The 17,315-nt window shown below is 60.5% G+C and carries 16 protein-coding genes; 11 read left to right on the top strand and 5 right to left on the bottom strand.

Annotated elements, in window-relative coordinates:
- The first annotated feature begins 6 nt into the window (after positions 1 to 6).
- From L1071_RS10315 to L1071_RS10340, 6 genes are all read left to right on the top strand, one after another.
- Positions 7 to 987: a sugar-binding transcriptional regulator gene (locus tag L1071_RS10315; protein ID WP_246974295.1), complete on the top strand. Its 981-nt coding sequence runs from the start codon at positions 7 to 9 to the stop codon at positions 985 to 987.
- A gap of 287 nt (positions 988 to 1,274) precedes the next feature.
- Entirely contained in the window at positions 1,275 to 2,375 is a 1,101-nt protein-coding gene (locus L1071_RS10320; protein WP_246974309.1) for an MDR/zinc-dependent alcohol dehydrogenase-like family protein, read from the top strand.
- Positions 2,376 to 2,526: 151 nt separating this feature from the next.
- The gene (locus tag L1071_RS10325; RefSeq protein WP_246898574.1) at positions 2,527 to 3,114 is read left to right on the top strand and encodes a DUF2291 family protein; all 588 of its coding nucleotides are present in this window, start codon (positions 2,527 to 2,529) and stop codon (positions 3,112 to 3,114) included.
- Positions 3,115 to 3,131: 17 nt separating this feature from the next.
- Positions 3,132 to 4,679 carry a sugar ABC transporter ATP-binding protein gene (locus tag L1071_RS10330; RefSeq protein WP_246974312.1) on the top strand — a complete coding sequence of 516 codons (1,548 nt, stop codon included), beginning with the start codon at positions 3,132 to 3,134 and terminating at the stop codon, positions 4,677 to 4,679.
- 27 nt (positions 4,680 to 4,706) lie between these two features.
- Positions 4,707 to 5,858, top strand: a complete 1,152-nt coding sequence (locus L1071_RS10335; protein ID WP_246974322.1) for an ABC transporter permease — start codon at positions 4,707 to 4,709, stop codon at positions 5,856 to 5,858.
- Between the two features lie 25 nt (positions 5,859 to 5,883).
- Positions 5,884 to 6,834, top strand: a complete 951-nt coding sequence (locus L1071_RS10340; RefSeq protein WP_246974323.1) for a D-ribose ABC transporter substrate-binding protein — start codon at positions 5,884 to 5,886, stop codon at positions 6,832 to 6,834.
- Positions 6,835 to 6,897: 63 nt separating this feature from the next.
- Here L1071_RS10340 and fba read toward each other — a convergent pair whose 3' ends face one another.
- From fba to L1071_RS10365, 5 genes are all read right to left on the bottom strand, one after another.
- On the bottom strand, positions 6,898 to 7,962 hold the full coding sequence (gene fba / locus L1071_RS10345) for a class II fructose-bisphosphate aldolase (RefSeq protein WP_246974327.1): 1,065 nt from the start codon (positions 7,960 to 7,962) through the stop codon (positions 6,898 to 6,900).
- Positions 7,963 to 8,062: 100 nt separating this feature from the next.
- On the bottom strand, positions 8,063 to 9,226 hold the full coding sequence (locus L1071_RS10350) for a phosphoglycerate kinase (RefSeq protein WP_246974330.1): 1,164 nt from the start codon (positions 9,224 to 9,226) through the stop codon (positions 8,063 to 8,065).
- Positions 9,227 to 9,237: 11 nt separating this feature from the next.
- A complete protein-coding gene (locus L1071_RS10355) occupies positions 9,238 to 10,329 on the bottom strand; it encodes a type I glyceraldehyde-3-phosphate dehydrogenase (RefSeq protein WP_246974333.1) in 1,092 nt (363 codons plus the stop codon).
- A 139-nt stretch (positions 10,330 to 10,468) separates the two neighbouring features.
- The gene (locus L1071_RS10360) at positions 10,469 to 11,197 is read right to left on the bottom strand and encodes an LrgB family protein (protein ID WP_246974336.1); all 729 of its coding nucleotides are present in this window, start codon (positions 11,195 to 11,197) and stop codon (positions 10,469 to 10,471) included.
- Positions 11,190 to 11,555: a CidA/LrgA family protein gene (locus tag L1071_RS10365; protein ID WP_246974339.1), complete on the bottom strand. Its 366-nt coding sequence runs from the start codon at positions 11,553 to 11,555 to the stop codon at positions 11,190 to 11,192. The genes L1071_RS10360 and L1071_RS10365 overlap by 8 nt, the downstream gene beginning before the upstream one ends.
- Positions 11,556 to 11,756: 201 nt before the next feature.
- Here L1071_RS10365 and L1071_RS10370 point away from each other — a divergent pair, with 201 nt between their 5' ends.
- The 5 genes from L1071_RS10370 to nrdF all read left to right on the top strand — a co-directional run bounded on the left by L1071_RS10370 (position 11,757) and on the right by nrdF (position 17,173).
- Positions 11,757 to 12,809, top strand: coding sequence for a class I fructose-bisphosphate aldolase (locus tag L1071_RS10370; protein ID WP_246974342.1), 1,053 nt, complete (start codon positions 11,757 to 11,759; stop codon positions 12,807 to 12,809).
- A gap of 343 nt (positions 12,810 to 13,152) precedes the next feature.
- A complete protein-coding gene (gene nrdH / locus L1071_RS10375; RefSeq protein WP_246974357.1) occupies positions 13,153 to 13,377 on the top strand; it encodes a glutaredoxin-like protein NrdH in 225 nt (74 codons plus the stop codon).
- Positions 13,378 to 13,392: 15 nt separating this feature from the next.
- The gene (gene nrdI / locus L1071_RS10380; RefSeq protein ID WP_246974374.1) at positions 13,393 to 13,797 is read left to right on the top strand and encodes a class Ib ribonucleoside-diphosphate reductase assembly flavoprotein NrdI; all 405 of its coding nucleotides are present in this window, start codon (positions 13,393 to 13,395) and stop codon (positions 13,795 to 13,797) included.
- A complete protein-coding gene (nrdE, locus tag L1071_RS10385; RefSeq protein ID WP_246974378.1) occupies positions 13,787 to 15,961 on the top strand; it encodes a class 1b ribonucleoside-diphosphate reductase subunit alpha in 2,175 nt (724 codons plus the stop codon). The genes nrdI and nrdE overlap by 11 nt, the downstream gene beginning before the upstream one ends.
- Before the next feature lie 231 nt (positions 15,962 to 16,192).
- Complete coding sequence (nrdF, locus tag L1071_RS10390) at positions 16,193 to 17,173, top strand: class 1b ribonucleoside-diphosphate reductase subunit beta (RefSeq protein WP_246974490.1); 981 nt, start codon at positions 16,193 to 16,195, stop codon at positions 17,171 to 17,173.
- Positions 17,174 to 17,315: the final 142 nt, after the last annotated feature.

Genomic DNA, 17,315 nt, shown 5'->3' on the forward strand with positions numbered 1-17,315 from the left:
AGTGCTATGAGTGAACGTGTCGAGAGCGCCGAGGTCGCGCTGATGACTGAAATCGCCTCTCTGTATTATGTGGAGGGCGAAACCCAGGAAGCGATCGCCAACCGGCTGGGGATCTCCCGGGTCAAGGCGGGGCGGCTTTTAAAACGCGCGCACGCAGAGGGCATCGTCGATGTGCGGGTGCGCCAGCATCCTGCGGTGAGTGCCGAGATCGAGCAGGCGCTGATACGCCGCTTCGGTATCAAGCGCGCCTTGATTGCGCTCGACCACACCGACCCTGACGTTCAGCGTTCCGGTGTGGCTAGCCTGGTGGCCGATCATTTGTCGCGCGAGTTGCACGATGGCTCGATCGTGGCGGTGGGCATGGGGCGTAACGTCGGCTCGGTGGCCGATAACGTCTTCGAGCAAGGCGAGCGTAAATGCTCGTTCGTGTGTGCCATCGGTGGGTCTTTGCGTGCCGGCGAGTATATGAATCCCGATCATATCTGCCGCCGTCTGGCGATGAAGTATGGTGGCGATAGCGAGACGCTTTATGCGCCAGCGCTGGTGCAGAACCCGGCGCTGCGCGATTCGATGTATGAAAACCCCACCGTACGTCAGACGTTGGACAGGGCGCGACGTGCGGATATCGCGATGATCGGTGTCGGCGATCTCAGCGAAGACAGCAACATGGTACGCATGGGCTGGTTCACGCCCCAGGAAATTGCCGAGGCGCGGCTCTCGGGAACCGTGGGTGACATGATGGGGTACGACTTCATCGACATGCATGGCCGGCCGTCGGAAACGCCCATGCAGGGGCGGGTCATCGGCTTGACCATCACCGATCTGGCACGGATTCCCGACGTGGTGGCGATCGCCAGTGAAAACACCAAGGCGGCAGGGATCCTGGGGGCCCTGCGTACAGGCGTCATCGATACCTTGGCTACGAGTGTAACCAACGCGCATACCATTCTGCGTCTGGATGAGGCGACCACCACGACGGCGAGCTGAATCCAGGTGCTGCTGAGTGCCGTACAAAGCCGTTCATATGAACACTGAAGTGTCTATGTGAACGGCTTTTTTCTGCGAGTCTTCTTTTCCTTCCTGTGCTTTGCGGACGTTCGTTGCCGTAAAGAGGCTTTAAAAAAATCATTTATTACAATGACTTGTAAGGCAATCCTAAAGTATAAGGCGAAAAGATCGCCGACTTCATTGACCTGGCTATACTGAAAAGCGTTAATTCATTTGAGCAACAAAAGATCAAATGATAAATAAGCGCCAGCTCAATGGAGGCCGTCATGAACGATACGCTTACCCCATCCCCCGACATCCCTGACACGATGCGTGCCATCGTTGCCTACGCGCCGGAAGACTATCGACTGGAAAACGTCGCAGTCCCCGATATCGGAGAAAAGGAAATCCTGGTCAAGGTCGAGGCCTGTGGCATCTGTGCCGGTGATCTCAAAGCGTATGAAGGCGCGCCGAGCTTCTGGGGTGACGAGGATCAGCCTGCCTATATCAAAGCGCCGATGATTCCAGGCCACGAGTTCATCGGGCACGTCGTCAAGATGGGCCCCGGTGCGACCGGTTTCGAGATCGGCGATCGGGTCATTTCCGAGCAGATCGTGCCGTGCTGGGACTGCCGCTTCTGTCATCGCGGCCAGTACTGGATGTGCGAGAAGCACGACGTGTATGGCTTCCAGAACAACGTCAACGGCGGCATGGCCGAGTACATGAAGTTCCCCAAGGAGGCCATCAACCACAAGCTGCCGGAGGATGTACCGGTGGAGAACATCGTACTGACCGAGCCATTTTCCTGCTCCATGCACGCGGTGGAACGAGCGCAAATCCAGTTGGGAGACATCGTGGTGCTCTCCGGCGCGGGAACGCTGGGGTTGGGCATGATCGGACCCGCCAAGAAATCCGGCCCCGCCAAGCTGGTGGTGCTCGATCTGCACGGCGAACGCTTGGAACTGGCCAAGAAGTTCGGCGCTGACATGGTGCTCAACCCGAGCGAGGAAGATGTCGTCCAGATCGTCAAGGATATGACCGACGGCTATGGCTGCGACATCTACATCGAGGCGACCGGCGCGCCCAAGTCGGTGGAGCAGGGGCTGGCGATGTTGCGCAAGCTGGGACGTTTCGTCGAGTTCAGTGTGTTCAAGGATCCGGTGACGGTCGATTGGAGCATCATCAGTGACCGCAAGGAGCTCGACGTGCTGGGCTCGCACTTGGGGCCCTACTGCTACCCGCACGTGATCGAAGGCATCGAGAATGGCGACTTTCCCACCGAAGGTGTGGTGACCCACAAGCTGCCACTGGCGGATTTCCACAAGGGGATCGAGCTGATGAGACACGACAGCAGCGCACTCAAGATCATCCTCATGCCTGGGGCGTGATGTCGCGATGTCCTGCGTGATGACCACAACCGTCATTCGGCGTGGGACGTGATTACCACTCATCAGCGACGCCAGGGGGCGCTTCACCATGACTTCAAATACGGCCGTCATGCCTACGAAACGGTGGCGAAAAAGACGCGGTAGAGCGGTGATGATCGGCGTTGCGGTCGCCCTGCTGGCCGTCATGGCCTGGGATACGACGGTGATGCCGATCGGAGCGGAAGAGGAGCAGGAAGGCGCGAAAATGGCGCGCTTCGCCGAGGAAGAGTTTCCCAAGATTCGCGAGGATATCGACAGCAGAGCCGTCGATATCGACGAGCTGTCCAGTGCGATTGCTGAAGACCAGAGCGCGGCGGGGGAAAAATACGGCGTGTCAGGCGGCGTCGGCCCCATCATGCCCGTCACCTTTACCGGTGTGGTGGGAGAAGGCGCGTCTGGGACGTACGAGGTCAAAGCCGACGGGGCGCCCGATGACCTCGTGGTGCGGGTTCAGACCGGACCGGCCATCAACGGTACTGACCTGCGGGATGCCACGGGGGAGATCGAGTTCGGTCAATTCAAGAATCAGATCGAATACCAGAATGCGGGCGCCGCTCTGAACGATGCCATGAAGGCCCAGGTTCTATCGGATATCGATACACAGGCCCTGGAAGGCAAGACCGTGACGGTGATGGGCGTATTCCAGTTGATCAATCCGAATAACTGGCTCGTGACGCCGGTCGACTTTAGCGTGGAATGAGCCGGAGGCTTGATGCGATGAACGAACATGCAGCCAGTCAAGAAGAGGCGCTGGGCAAGGTGATCCTGTCGGCGCGCAATATCGCCAAGTCATTCGGTAATGTTCATGCCTTGAAGGCCGTCAATTTCGATGTTCATTACGGGCAGGTGACGACGCTTTTCGGCGAGAATGGCGCGGGAAAATCGACGCTTATGAAGATTCTCTCGGGTGTCATTCAGCCATCATCGGGAGAAATCGTTCTCGAAGGTGAGCCGGTTCGCTTCTCCTCGACCACGGAGGCGCAGCGCCATGGGATATCGATTATTCACCAAGAGCTTAGTCTCGCGCCCAATTTGAGCGTCCGCGATAACGTCTTCATGGGCCGTGAAATCGTCGGCAAGGGCGGCGTCGATTACGCGGAGGAATCGCGCCAGACTCGTCAGCTCATGGAAGAGCTGGATGAACCCATCGATCCACTCACGCCTGTGGAAGATCTGCGTCTCGGGCAGCAGCAGATCGTCGAGATCGCCCGGGCGTTATCCGTCAATTCGCGCATTCTGATCATGGATGAGCCGACCTCGGCATTGAGCGCTTCGGAAGTCGAGGTGCTGTTTCGCGTGATTCGTGACCTGAAAAGCCGCGGCGTCTCGCTCGTCTATATCTCCCACCATCTCGAGGAAGCCCTGACCATTACCGACCATGCCGTGGTATTGCGCGATGGTCGGATGACGGCCTATGCCGCGCGTGCGGAGATCGATCTCGAGTGGATTGTACGCAACATGGTGGGGGAAAACTTCGATCTCGGCTCCCCGCCGGAAGGATACGCGATGGGGGATGCCGTTCTGTCGATCGAGGGTGTCACCGTTCCGGATGCGTCGGTCCCTGGGCGGGCTGTGGTCGATGACATGTCGTTGAGTGTGCGTGCTGGCGAGATCGTCTGCATCTACGGGTTGATGGGGGCGGGCCGCACCGAATTGCTCGAAAGCGTGGCGGGTCGTGGGGGGATGGTCGCAGGCCGGGTTCTGCTACATGGCGAGGACATCTCGCGGCTGAGTATCGCGGAGCGTATCGAAAAAGGCCTGGTACTGGTGCCGGAAGACCGTCAGCGCGATGGCCTGGTGCAGACGATGTCGGTGGGCGAGAACCTCTCGCTTGCCAGCATCGGTGCCTTTACCAAAGGGCTACTGACATCGCGTGGGCGTGAACGCCACGTGGTGGGGGACTCGATCAGTAACGTTCACATCAAGACCGATGGCCCTGCCGCCTCTATCGGTTCGTTATCCGGCGGCAATCAGCAGAAGGTCGTGATCGGCAAGATGATGGCGACGCATCCCCGAGTCGTACTACTCGACGAGCCCAGTCGGGGGATCGATATCGGTGCCAAGGCTGAGGTCTTCAGGCTGCTCAGCGAGGGCGCGGCGCAACAGGGCTTGGCCGTGGTGTTTTCGACGTCGGAAGTCGGCGAATGCCTGAGTATTGCCCACCGTATCGTCGTCATGAGTCGTGGCCGGATTGCGGCCGAATTCGGTGCCGATGCCACCAAAGAAGAGATTATGGCTGCCTCGGGCGAGGCCGTGGTCGCTTGATCCACTTGTACAGCGGAGATAATCACAATGTCTGATGTCAGCCAAGATAACGACAATGAGCGCGGCAAGCTATTCGGTGGCGATTTCGATATAAAGCGTGTGCTTCTAGAAGGGCGTGCGTTCTTCGCCTTGATCGCGATCATCGTCATTTTCTCGATTCTTTCCCCGGTCTATTTCTCGACCAGCAACTTCCTGACCATGTCGTCGCACGTCGCCATCTTCGGCCTGCTCTCGCTGGGTATGTTGCTGGTCATCCTGACGGGCGGCATCGACCTTTCCGTGGGCTCGACGCTTGGCCTGGCGGGCGTCTTCGCGGGCTTTCTGATGCAGGGCGTTTCCTTCGAGATACTGGGTGTCGTGTTCTATCCCCCGGTGTGGGTCGTGGTCATCCTGACATGCGGGTTGGGCGCACTGGTCGGCGCGATCAATGGCGTGCTGATTGCGTATTTCAAGGTGCCCGCCTTCGTGGCGACATTGGGACTCTTGTACGTGGCAAGAGGTGTTGCCCTGCTGATGACCGACGGGTTGACCTTTAACAATCTGGGCGGTAGTCCGGAGCTGGGTAATACCGGTTTCGACTGGTTGGGCTTCAATCGATTGCTCGGGATTCCGGTCGGTGTCTTGATTCTTGCGGCCGTGGCAATTGTCGGCATCCTGCTGCTGGCGCGCACACCGTTTGGGCGTTGGGTGTATTCCACCGGGGGTAACGCCCGTGCCGCAGAGCTTTCCGGGGTGCCGGTCAAGCGTGTGCAGGTGTTGGTATATGTGATCTCGGGCATTTGCGCGGCGATTGCCGGGCTGGTGCTGTCATCTCAATTGACCTCGGCAGGGCCGACCGCCGGGACGACCTATGAATTGACCGCGATTGCGGGTGTCGTCATCGGCGGTGCAGCACTCACCGGGGGGCGCGGCAATGTGCGCGGCACGTTGCTGGGGGCCTTCGTGATCGGGTTTCTCTCCGATGGGCTGGTCATCATCGGGGTTTCTTCCTATTGGCAGACCGTGTTCACAGGGGCCGTCATCATTCTTGCGGTCTTGCTCAACAGTATTCAGTACAGCGGTCAGAAGAAGCAGAAAGCCTCTTCCGATGGCAAGACGACTTCGCCGCAACCGGAGGGCGCCACTGGGCGTTCGCCGGCCTCGGGAAGTACTGCCGGTAAAGCCGGTACACAATCATAAGAGTAAAAGGTGATCGATTATGTTCATGAAAGGAAAACGCCTGCTGATAGCTGCACTGGCCGTGAGCACGCCGCTCTTCGCGGGTGGGGTCGCGGCCCAGGACGAAGGACGTATCTCCATTATCGTCAACGACACCTCCAACCCCTACTGGTTCACGGAAGGCAAGATCGCCGAGGAAACCGCCGAAGAACTTGGCTATCGTGCCGAGGTGAGCTCTCACAAGGGGGACACCAACACGGAAAGCAACCAGATCGATACGGCCATCACCAATGGTGTCGAGGCGATCATCCTCGATCCGGCCAACGCCGACGGTTCCATCGGGGCGGTACGCAAGGCCGTCGAAGCGGACATCCCGGTGTTTATCATCAATGCCGAAATCAACGAGCAGGGGCTGGCTCAGGCACAGCTCGTCTCGAACAACGCCCAGGGTGCGGCGCTGGGGGCACAGCAGTGGATCAAGAGCGTCGGCGATTCGGCACGCTACGTGGAGTTGAAGGGCGCGCCTTCGGATAACAACGCCGCCACCCGTTCCAACGGTTACGAAACCGTGCTCAGCCAATATCCTGGCCTCGAGCGGGTCGGCGTCGATGTCGCCAACTGGGATAGAACTGAAGGGTTCAACAAGACGCAGAGCATGTTGCAGGCTAATCCCGATATCGATGGCGTGATCAGCGGTAACGACGAGATGGCGCTGGGGGCGATCTCGGCCTTGAAGGAGGCCGGCAAGCTCGATGACGTGGTCGTGGGGGGCTTCGATGGCTCGCCCGATGCGGTCGAGGCGGTCAAAGCCGGCGAGATGGAATATACCGTGTTGCAGCCGGTGGCCATCTTCTCGGAGACAGCGGTGCGCATGGCGGATAAATACATCAAGAACGGTGAAACCGGCATGGATGGCGAGAAGAGGCTCTTCGACTGCTTCCTCATCACCTCGGACAATGCCGATCAATACACCGACCCGTTCGTGCTCGAGCAGTAATCCTTCCCTTAATCGATTGAGAGCGCCGGTGGCGCTCTCAAGTCTCCCGGTCTCGATAGGGCCTTACGAGACCTGCGGCTTCAACTCGCCCCGTGCATAACGCTCGAACATGCGTTCGAGGTTGAGCGGGGCGATCTTGCTGGCTTGGCCGGCGGTGCCGAAGGCCTCGAAACGCTGGATGCACACATCGCGCATGGCGGTGACGCTTGCCTTGAGGAACTTGCGCGGGTCGAACTCGCTGGGGTTCTCGGCCAGGAAGCGGCGTACCGCGCCGGTGGACGCCAAGCGCAGGTCGGTGTCGATATTGACCTTGCGCACGCCATGCTTGATGCCTTCGACGATTTCCTCGACCGGGACGCCATAGGTCTCGGGAATCTCGCCGCCATGGGCGTTGATGATTTCCAACCATTCCTGCGGCACCGAGCTGGAGCCGTGCATCACCAGGTGGGTGTCGGGAATGCGCGCGTGAATTTCCTTGATGCGCTGAATAGAGAGAATGTCGCCCGTCGGTGGCCGCGTAAACTTGTAGGCGCCGTGGCTGGTGCCGATGGCGATGGCCAGGGCGTCGACTTGGGTAGCGTCGACGAACTGCGCGGCCTCTTCCGGGTCGGTCAGCAGTTGGCTGTGATCCAGCGTGCCCTCGGCGCCGATGCCGTCTTCCTCACCGGCCTGACCGGTTTCCAGCGAGCCCAGGCAGCCCAATTCCCCTTCCACCGAGACGCCACAGGCGTGCGCCATTTCCACCGCGCGACGGGTGACGTCGACATTGTAGGCATAGTCGGCGGGCGTCTTGCCGTCTTCCTTGAGCGAGCCGTCCATCATCACCGAGGAGAAGCCGAGCTGGATGGAGCGCTGGCAGACATCGGGGCTGGTGCCGTGATCCTGGTGCATGACCACCGGGATATGCGGAAACTCTTCGACGGCGGCCAGGATCAGGTGGCGCAGGAAGGGCGCACCGGCGTATTTGCGCGCGCCTGCGGAGGCTTGCACGATCACCGGTGAGTCGGTCTTGTCGGCGGCCTCCATGATGGCGCGCATCTGTTCCAGGTTGTTGACGTTGAACGCGGGAACGCCATAGGCGTGTTCGGCGGCGTGGTCGAGCAGTTGACGCAGGCTGATCAGAGCCATGGGGAGTGTGATTCCTCTGGAAGTGCAGGGCGGCCCGCAGGCCGCCGATCATGACGTAGTGATTTGAGATGTCTTGGTTTGCGCAGTGGCGTGAGCCGGGTTACCGAGAGGCGGCTTCGAGGGCCGCCACGGCGGGCAGTTGCTTGCCTTCCACGTATTCGAGGAAGGCGCCGCCGCCGGTGGAAATGTAGGAGACATCATCGGCGACGCCATACTTGTCGATGGCTGCCAGAGTGTCGCCGCCACCGGCGATGGAGAAGGCCGGGCTGGCGGCGATGGCGCGCGCGAGCGTTTCCGTGCCCTTGCCGAACTGGTCGATCTCGAACACGCCGACGGGGCCGTTCCATAGGATGGTGCCGGCGTTGTCTAGCAGTGCGGCGAAGCGCTTGGCGGTGTCTGGGCCGATATCGAGGATCATGTCGTCGTCGGCGATCTGGTCGAGCGGTTTCACCGTGGCTTCGGCCTGTTCGGAGAACTCGGTAGCGACCACCACATCGGATGGCAGCGGAATGTCGACCTTGGCCATCAATGTCTTGGCTTGATCGACCAAGTCCGCTTCATGCAGCGATTTGCCGACGTTGTAGCCCGCCGCGGCAATGAAGGTGTTGGCGATGCCGCCGCCGACGATCAGTTGATCGCACTTCTCGGAGAGCGCGGTGAGCACCTCGAGCTTGGTGGAGACCTTGGAGCCGCCGACGATGGCCAGCATCGGGCGTGCCGGCGTGGCGAGTGCTTTTTCCAGGGCGTCGAGCTCGCCGGAAAGCAGTGGTCCGGCGCACGCCAACGGTGCGAAACGCGCCACGCCGTGGGTGGAGGCCTGGGCTCGGTGCGCGGTACCGAAGGCGTCCATGACGAAGACGTCGCAGAGTGCGGCGTAGGTCTTGGCCAGTGTCTCGTCGTCTTTCTTTTCGCCGCTGTTATAGCGCACGTTCTCGAGCAGTACGACCTCGCCGTCGGCGATCTCGACGCTGCCGTCGAGATAGTCCTTTTCCAGACGTACCTCGCGGTTCAGCAGCTTGCCGAGGTGCGTCGCCACCGGCGCGAGCGAGAATTCATCGGCGGGCTCGCCTTCGGTGGGGCGGCCCAAGTGGCTCATCAGCATCACTCGAGCGCCGGCGTCGAGCGCGGCCTGGATGGTCGGCAGACAGGCGCGCAGGCGCGCATCGCTGGTGACTTGGTCGCCCTTGATGGGCACGTTGAGATCTTCACGAATCAGTACACGTTTTCCGGCGAGATCCAGATCGGTCATCTTGCGCACGTTCATGGGCGTGTTCCTCACTTGGGTGAAGGGATGTCAGACGACAACGATGATGTCGAGGGTGCGGCGCGCGTCGGTGTAGCGGAAGCGGTCTGGGTGGCGAGTGCCAGCCAGTGTGTCGCCACGTCGAGCATGCGGTTGGCGAAGCCCCACTCGTTGTCGAACCAGCACAGCATCTTGATCAGATGGCTGCCGGCCACGCGGGTCTGGGTGGCGTCCACGATACCCGAGCGCGGATCGTGGTTGAAGTCGACCGAGGTCACCGGCTCCTGAGTGTAGCCGAGCAAGCCATGGAGCCGTTCGTGGCTGGCGGCCTGCAACAGCGCGTTGACTTGCTCGGCCGTGGTGGCCTCGCGCACCGAGAGCGCCATGTCCATGGCCGAGACGTTGATGGTCGGCACGCGCACATGCAGACACTCGAAGCGCCCGGCGAGATGCGGCATAAGGCGCTCGATACCGCGTGCCAGCCCGGTATCCACGGGGATGATCGAGTGCATGGCCGAGCGCGTCAGGCGCAGATCGGTCTTGTGATAGGCGTCGATCACCGGCTGGTCGTTCATCGCCGAATGAATGGTGGTAGTCACGCCATGTTCCAGCCCCAGCGCCTCGTCGAGTACGGTCAATAGCGGCACCAGACAGTTGGTGGTGCAGGACGCCGCGGAAACGATGCGCATTTCGGGACGCAGCTCGGCGTCGTTGATGCCATGCACGATGGTGGCGTCGACATCGGCTTCGGCGGGCTGCGAGAAGAGCAGTCGTTGCGCGCCGGCGGCGATATGCCGCTCGGCGGTGGCGCGGTCCTTGAAGCTGCCCGAGCATTCGAGCACCAGGTCGATATCAAGCTCTGCCCAGGGGAGGCGCGTGGGGTCGGGCTCGGAGAGCACGCGGATGGCATGGCCGTCGATGACCAGCGCACCGTCGCGGGTTTCCACCTGGCCGGGAAAGCGCCCATGGGTGGTGTCGTAGCGCGTCAAATAGGCGATGGTATCGAGATCGGAAAGCTCGTTGATGGCTACCACGACCAGGTCAGTGGCATGGCGCTCGGTGAGGGCTCGCAGGACACATTGGCCGATACGACCGTAACCATTGATGGCGATGCGATAGGACATGGATAGACGCTCGGGAGCCCCGCTTCGACAGTGAAGCGCCGATGTTAGCGCAGTTACGCCCCGCTTGCCCAAGGCCATGTGACGTCGGCATGACATGACACGATTCAGTTTGGAAATTCATGTCACCGTAGGCGGGCGCTTATCCCATTAGATGCCACATCAAGGGTAGCCATAGCGCGGTGAACACGCCGGTCAGGCTCATACCCAGCGAAGCGAAAGCGCCGGCGGTGGGGCCGATGTCGAAAGCGCGCACGGTGCCGATGGCGTGTCCGTTGAGGCCCAGCGCGAAGCCGATAACGCGTTGATCGTGGATGTTGCCCCAGCGTGCTAGCAGCGTGATGCTGAGCGTGGCCATCACCCCGGTGATCAGCAAGGCGCCCATCAGCAGCGATACGGAGCCGCCCAGTTCTTGGGTGATGCCCATGGCGATGGGCGCGGTGACCGATTTGGGGGCGAGCGAGGCCAGCACTTGGGGCGGTGCGTCCAACAGCCAGGCGATGCCCACTGCGTAACCGGCCGCGAGCATGGCAGCGGGCGGCAAGGTGAGGACAATGGGCCGCCACAATGTCCGAATGTGGTGCACCTGCTGGTAGAGCGGCACGCCCAGGGCCACGGTGGCGGGGCCCAGCAGCCAGGTCAGCCAGCCGACGCCATGGCGGTATTCGGTGTAGTCGAGCGGCAACAGCGCCAGCAAGCCGGCCAGCAGGCAGGCGGCGAGCAGAATGGGTGGGCACCAGGCGGGCGAGCGCAGCCAGCCAAAAAGTCGCAGGCCGGCGAAATAGGCCGCCAGGGTGAGCACGATGGCGGTTTCGGGACGTTGCGAGAGATCGCTCGTCAGTATCTCCAGGCGAAGTAATAGCTCACTCATCCGGCCGCTCCCGTGGCGTGGAAACCAGTCGCTGCATCAACCACAGCGTGGTCAACGAACTGAGCAGCGTGCTCAGGATCAGGGCGATGAAGATGGTCAGCCATTGGCCGCTGAATTCGTCGGCCTGGAAGAAGATGCCCACGACGCCCGGCATGATGAGCAGCGCCAGCATGCCGATCAGCGGTTGGCTGGCGGCGCCGAGGTCGTCACTTAGGCGGCGACGCAGCAGCAACCAGAAGGTGAGCAATAACATACCGGCCACCCCGCTGGAGAGCGGCAGTGCGAACAGCTCGACGGTGATGTCGCCGAGCATCAAAAACGCCGTGAGGATCAGAAAACCCCGTAGGATGGACAGCATGCGGAGGGCCCTTGCATGAATGTGCCGGAGATTGACGCGCATCATACCAGAGCGCGCGGTGGTTGCCGGACGCGACATTGACGCTTACGCGGCGAGCGTGAATTGCTATGCTCCACACGCATGTGCCAGCCTGATGAGCGTGTCGGCTGCCACGTCGTGCGTATAGCCAGGCTTGGATGAAGATGACAGGGAGGGGATTACATGACCGATATCGCAAGGCTCTTGGGGGCTGAGGCGGAAACACTGCTGGAGCACCAATGCCAGACGTTTCGCAAGGAAGATTTATACCTGCCGGGGCCGGATTTCATCGATCGGGTGATGTCGGAAAACGACCGCAGCCCGCATGTGCTGCGCAACATGCAGACGCTTTTCAATCATGGCCGCCTGGCGGGAACCGGCTATCTGAGTTTCCTGCCGGTCGATCAGGGGATCGAGCACTCCGCCGGGGCGTCGTTCGCGTCCAATCCCCAGTACTTCGATCCCAAGAACATCGTCGAGTTGGCCATCGAAGGCGGCTGCAACGGCGTGGCCTCGACGCTGGGCGTACTGTCCTCGGTGGCGCGCCGTTATGCGCACAAGATCCCCTTCATGCTCAAGCTCAACCACAATGAGACGCTGACCTATCCGGCGATGTTTGATCAGACGCTGTTCGCGCAGGTCGAACAGGCGCACGACATGGGCTGCGTGGCGGTGGGTGCAACCATCTACTTCGGCTCGCCCGAGAGTCGGCGCCAGATTCAGGAAATCAGCGAGGCCTTCGAGCGCGCACATGAGCTGGGCATGGTGACCGTGCTGTGGTCTTACCTGCGCAATCCGGCGTTCAAGCACGAGGGTACGGACTATCACGTCGCCTCGGACTTGACTGGTCAGGCGGTTCATATGGCGGCGACGCTCAAGGCGGATATCGTCAAACAGAAGCTGCCGGAGAACAACGGCGGCTATCGTGCCGTCGGTTTCGGGCATACCCACGACAAGGTCTACGACGAGCTGACCAGCGACAACCCCGTGGATCTGGCCCGCTACCAGGTGGCAAACTGCTTCATGGGGCGTGCCGGACTGATCAATTCCGGCGGTGGCTCCAAGGGGCATTCCGATCTCGGTGAGGCGGTTCGCACGGCCGTGATCAACAAGCGCGCTGGCGGCATGGGGCTGATTTCCGGGCGCAAGGCGTTCCAGAAGCCGATGAACGAAGGCGTCGAACTGCTCAACGCCATTCAGGATGTCTACCTGTCCTTTGAAGTCACTATCGCCTGATCCAAGACGCTCGCCTGATCCAAGACACCCCAGTGACACTGAATGACGACTCGGTCTTGCCGGGTCGTCTTGCCGACTTGTCGTATATAGCCTAAGGTCGCGGCCCATTGTCGCGTCCGTTTCCCGTGGCGCGTTCCTCAACGGCGTCATGGCGCCGCCTGTCGTAGACAGGGCCGCACCACCCGATACGTTCCTTTACCTTACTAGATATACACTCTATCTCGTTTTGTACTACCATATATGGTGTATTGAGACGCGGTGCCTGATACGGCATCGCGTCATCCCTGATCGATTGTTTTTTGTCCGAAACGCTTCTTTGCGAAAACAAAGGCTTATCATTCTCATGAGCATCAAGATTTACAGCAAGCCGGATTGCATGCAGTGCCACGCCACCTATCGCGCCCTCGATAAGCAGGGGCTCGACTACACGGTGGTGGATATCAGCAAGGACCCCGAAGCGGTACGAACCGTCGAATCGCTGGGCTATCGCCAGTTGCCGGTGGTCGTGGCGGCGGAATCGCAGCATTGGTCAGGTTTTCGTCCCGAGCTGATTCGCCAGCTCGCGTGAGAGGAAGGGGGCAGCATGCGCGATGTAGTGTACTTTTCCACGCAATCGGGCAATACGCGGCGCTTCGTCGAAAAGCTCGACGTGCCGGCGCAGGCCATCCCGCGTAGCCGTAACGATGCCCCGCTGCGCGTGGAACGCCCCTATATCCTGATCTTGCCGACATACGGCGATGGCGATCCACGCACGGCAGTACCGGGACCGGTGATCCGGTTCTTGAACGACCCCCACAACCGGGCCCTGATCGAAGGCGTGGTGGCCGCTGGCAATACCAACTTCGGTGCCGCCTTCGGCCTGGCCGGTCGCGTGGTCGCGCACAAGTGCCAGGTGCCGTTGCTGCACCGCTTCGAATTGATGGGAATGCCCGAGGATGTCGCCAAGGTGAATAGTTGCCTGGCGGCGGAGATGACAGATGCTGGATGACACTGTGGAAACTACCGAGAACACGTCCTCCGTCGAGCTGAGCCGCGCGACGCAGACGCTGGACTATCATGCCCTCAACGCGATGCTCAACCTCTACGACAATGAGGGGCGCCTGCAACTGCAGGCAGACCGCGAGGCGTCGCGTCAGTACTTCCTGCAGCACGTCAATCAGAATACGGTTTTCTTCCATTCGCTGGCGGAAAAACTCGAGTATCTGGTGGCGGAGGACTATTACGAGAAAGAGGTGCTCGACCAGTACGACTTCGCCTTCATCAAGTCGCTGTTCGAGCGCGCCTATGCCGTGAAATTCCGCTTCCAGAGCTTCCTCGGCGCATTCAAGTACTACACCAGTTATACGCTCAAGACCTTCGATGGGCGCCGTTACCTCGAGCGTTTCGAGGACCGGGTGTGCATGGTGGCGCTGACCTTGGCGCAGGGTGACGAGACGGTGGCGCGGCAGTTGATGGATGAAATCATCCATGGGCGCTTCCAGCCGGCCACGCCGACGTTTCTCAATTGCGGCAAGAAGCAGCGCGGCGAGCTGGTCTCGTGCTTCCTATTGCGCATCGAGGACAATATGGAGTCCATCGGGCGCTCCATCAATTCGGCGCTGCAGCTTTCCAAGCGTGGCGGCGGTGTCGCGTTTCTGCTCAGTAACATCCGCGAGGCCGGGGCGCCGATCAAGCATATCGAGAACCAGTCCTCGGGCATCATCCCGATCATGAAGATGCTCGAAGACGCTTTTTCCTACGCCAACCAGTTGGGCGCGCGTCAGGGCGCCGGCGCGGTGTATCTCAACGCGCATCATCCGGACATCCTGCGTTTTCTCGACACCAAGCGCGAAAACGCCGACGAGAAGATTCGCATCAAGACGTTGTCGCTGGGCGTGGTGATTCCCGATATCACCTTTGAGCTGGCCAGGCGCAACGAACCGATGTACCTGTTCTCGCCCTATGACGTGGAGAAGGTCTACGGCAAGCCGTTCGGCGACATCAGCGTCACCGAGAAGTACGCCGAGATGGTCGACGACGCGCGTATTCGCAAGACCAAGATCAACGCGCGGGAGCTTTTCCAGACGCTGGCGGAGGTTCAGTTCGAGTCGGGCTATCCGTATGTGATGTTCGAGGACACGGTGAATCGTGCCAATCCCATCGCCGGGCGCATCAACATGAGCAACCTGTGCTCGGAGATCCTGCAGGTCAACACGCCGTCCGATTACGATGCGGATCTGGGCTATGAGCGTATCGGCGAGGACATCTCCTGCAATCTTGGCTCGTTGAACATCGCCAGGACCATGGATTCCTCGGATTTCGGGGCCACGGTCGAGACCGCGATTCGCGGGCTGACGGCGGTCTCCGAGATGAGCGATATCCGCTCGGTGCCGTCGATTGCCGAGGCCAACAAGCATTCGCATGCCATCGGCCTGGGGCAGATGAACCTGCATGGTTACCTGGCGCGTGAGCATATGCATTACGGCAGCGAAGAAGGCTTGGATTTCACCAATCTGTACTTCTACACCGTGACCTATCATGCGCTGCGCGCTTCCAACCAGTTGGCGATCGAACGGGGCGTGGCCTTCGCCGGCTTCGCGGACTCGGACTACGCCAGCGGCGTGTATTTCGACAAGTACACCGAGCAGGCGTGGGGCCCGCGTACCGCGCGTGTCCGCGAGCTGTTCGACAAGGCCGGGATTCATATTCCGAGTCAGAACGACTGGCGCGAGCTCAAGGCGTCGGTCATGGCGCACGGGCTCTTCAACCGCAATCTTCAGGCGGTGCCGCCGACCGGTTCGATTTCCTATATCAACCATTCGACGTCGAGCATTCACCCGGTAGTGTCGAAGATCGAGATCCGCAAGGAAGGCAAACTGGGGCGTGTCTATTATCCGGCGCCGTATCTCAACGACGACAACCAGGAATACTACCAGGACGCCTACGAGATCGGCCCCGAGAAGATCATCGATACCTATGCCGAGGCCACCCGTCACGTCGATCAGGGACTGTCGCTGACGCTGTTCTTCCGCGATACCGCGACCACGCGCGACATCAACCGGGCGCAGATCTACGCCTGGCGTCAGGGTATCAAGACGCTTTATTACGTGCGTCTGCGTCAGGCTGCGCTGGAAGGGACGGAAGTCGAGGGCTGCGTTTCCTGCACGCTGTAAGAAGGCAAAATTGCTGAGCTCGGCCATGCTGTGTTGAAAGTCGGCTTAAGGTACTCATTTACGCCCAGTAAACTCCGTCCTTTCGCCGACTTTCGCCTTGCCTGGCCATCGCTCGCTAATTTTGCAAACGTCGACTGAAATCTGCCGTTGACTAAGCCGTTTTGATTCAATCGAGCGATGCTCCGGAGCCAGATATTCCGGCGCCAACCGAACGAGAATACTCTCATGGATATGACCGCTACCGCGACACCGCGTCATCTGACGCGCGTCAATGCCATCAACTGGAACCGCCTGCAGGACGAGAAGGACCTGGAGGTCTGGAACCGGCTGACCGCCAACTTCTGGCTGCCCGAGAAGGTGCCGTTGTCTAACGACGTGAGCGCGTGGAACACGCTGACTGAGCAGGAACAGACGCTGACCATTCGCGTCTTCACCGGGCTTACGTTGCTCGACACCATTCAGGGCACCATCGGCGCGCCGGTGCTGATCGAGGATGCTGTGACGCCCCACGAAGAAGCGGTGTTCACCAACATCAGCTTCATGGAGTCGGTGCACGCGCGCTCCTACAGCTCGATCTTCTCGACGCTGTGTGCGACGCGCGATGTCGACGACGCCTACCGCTGGAGCGAGGAAAATACGCACCTGCAGCACAAGGCCGAGCTGATACTCAATCGCTATCGCATGGATGATCCGCTGATGCGCAAGGTCGCCAGCGTCTTCCTCGAGTCGTTCTTGTTCTACTCCGGTTTCTATCTGCCGATGTACTGGGCCAGTCGCGGCAAGTTGACCAATACCGCCGATCTGATTCGTCTGATCATTCGCGACGAAGCGGTCCACGGCTACTACATCGGCTACAAGTTCCAGCAGGCGCTGGCCAAGGAGAGCGCCGAGCGCCAGCAAGAGATCAAGGACGCCACCTTCGATCTGCTGCTTGAGCTCTACGACAACGAGGTGCAGTACACGGAATCGCTCTACGACGACGTGGGGCTCACCGAAGAGGTCAAGGCGTTCTTGCACTACAACGCCAACAAGGCGTTGATGAACCTGGGCTATGAGTCGCTGTTCCCCGGCGCGGCCGAGTCGGTCAATCCGGCGATCCTAGCGGCGCTTTCACCTGGGGCGGAGGAAAACCACGACTTCTTCTCCGGCTCCGGCTCCTCCTACGTCATCGGACGTTCGGAGCGTACCGAGGACGAAGACTGGGCGTTCTGAGATTCACTCCCTAATGGCGTGTCGATACCTGCCTCCGCACAGGGTGCGCGGGGTCGGCGCGCCTTGCTCGACGCGCTGCCCCTCCTTGACGCGGGGCACGTAAGTACTTGCCCACGTTGCCGCTCTCTCCTGTAGGCCTTGC

Source organism: Chromohalobacter sarecensis, assembly GCF_023061135.1.
Taxonomy (GTDB): domain Bacteria; phylum Pseudomonadota; class Gammaproteobacteria; order Pseudomonadales; family Halomonadaceae; genus Chromohalobacter; species Chromohalobacter sarecensis.

What these genes read in the sequence shown, in the direction of transcription:
- L1071_RS10340 (WP_246974323.1), top strand. Translation starts at nt 5,884, where the DNA reads ATGAAAGGAAAACGCCTGCTGATAGCTGCACTGGCCGTGAGCACGCCG.
- L1071_RS10320 (WP_246974309.1), top strand. Translation starts at nt 1,275, where the DNA reads ATGAACGATACGCTTACCCCATCCCCCGACATCCCTGACACGATGCGT.
- nrdE (WP_246974378.1), top strand. Translation starts at nt 13,787, where the DNA reads ATGCTGGATGACACTGTGGAAACTACCGAGAACACGTCCTCCGTCGAG.
- nrdF (WP_246974490.1), top strand. Translation starts at nt 16,193, where the DNA reads ATGACCGCTACCGCGACACCGCGTCATCTGACGCGCGTCAATGCCATC.
- L1071_RS10325 (WP_246898574.1), top strand. Translation starts at nt 2,527, where the DNA reads ATGATCGGCGTTGCGGTCGCCCTGCTGGCCGTCATGGCCTGGGATACG.
- L1071_RS10350 (WP_246974330.1), bottom strand. Translation starts at nt 9,226, where the DNA reads ATGAACGTGCGCAAGATGACCGATCTGGATCTCGCCGGAAAACGTGTA.
- L1071_RS10315 (WP_246974295.1), top strand. Translation starts at nt 7, where the DNA reads ATGAGTGAACGTGTCGAGAGCGCCGAGGTCGCGCTGATGACTGAAATC.
- L1071_RS10360 (WP_246974336.1), bottom strand. Translation starts at nt 11,197, where the DNA reads ATGAGTGAGCTATTACTTCGCCTGGAGATACTGACGAGCGATCTCTCG.
- L1071_RS10335 (WP_246974322.1), top strand. Translation starts at nt 4,707, where the DNA reads ATGTCTGATGTCAGCCAAGATAACGACAATGAGCGCGGCAAGCTATTC.
- L1071_RS10330 (WP_246974312.1), top strand. Translation starts at nt 3,132, where the DNA reads ATGAACGAACATGCAGCCAGTCAAGAAGAGGCGCTGGGCAAGGTGATC.
- nrdI (WP_246974374.1), top strand. Translation starts at nt 13,393, where the DNA reads ATGCGCGATGTAGTGTACTTTTCCACGCAATCGGGCAATACGCGGCGC.
- L1071_RS10355 (WP_246974333.1), bottom strand. Translation starts at nt 10,329, where the DNA reads ATGTCCTATCGCATCGCCATCAATGGTTACGGTCGTATCGGCCAATGT.
- L1071_RS10370 (WP_246974342.1), top strand. Translation starts at nt 11,757, where the DNA reads ATGACCGATATCGCAAGGCTCTTGGGGGCTGAGGCGGAAACACTGCTG.
- nrdH (WP_246974357.1), top strand. Translation starts at nt 13,153, where the DNA reads ATGAGCATCAAGATTTACAGCAAGCCGGATTGCATGCAGTGCCACGCC.
- fba (WP_246974327.1), bottom strand. Translation starts at nt 7,962, where the DNA reads ATGGCTCTGATCAGCCTGCGTCAACTGCTCGACCACGCCGCCGAACAC.
- L1071_RS10365 (WP_246974339.1), bottom strand. Translation starts at nt 11,555, where the DNA reads ATGCTGTCCATCCTACGGGGTTTTCTGATCCTCACGGCGTTTTTGATG.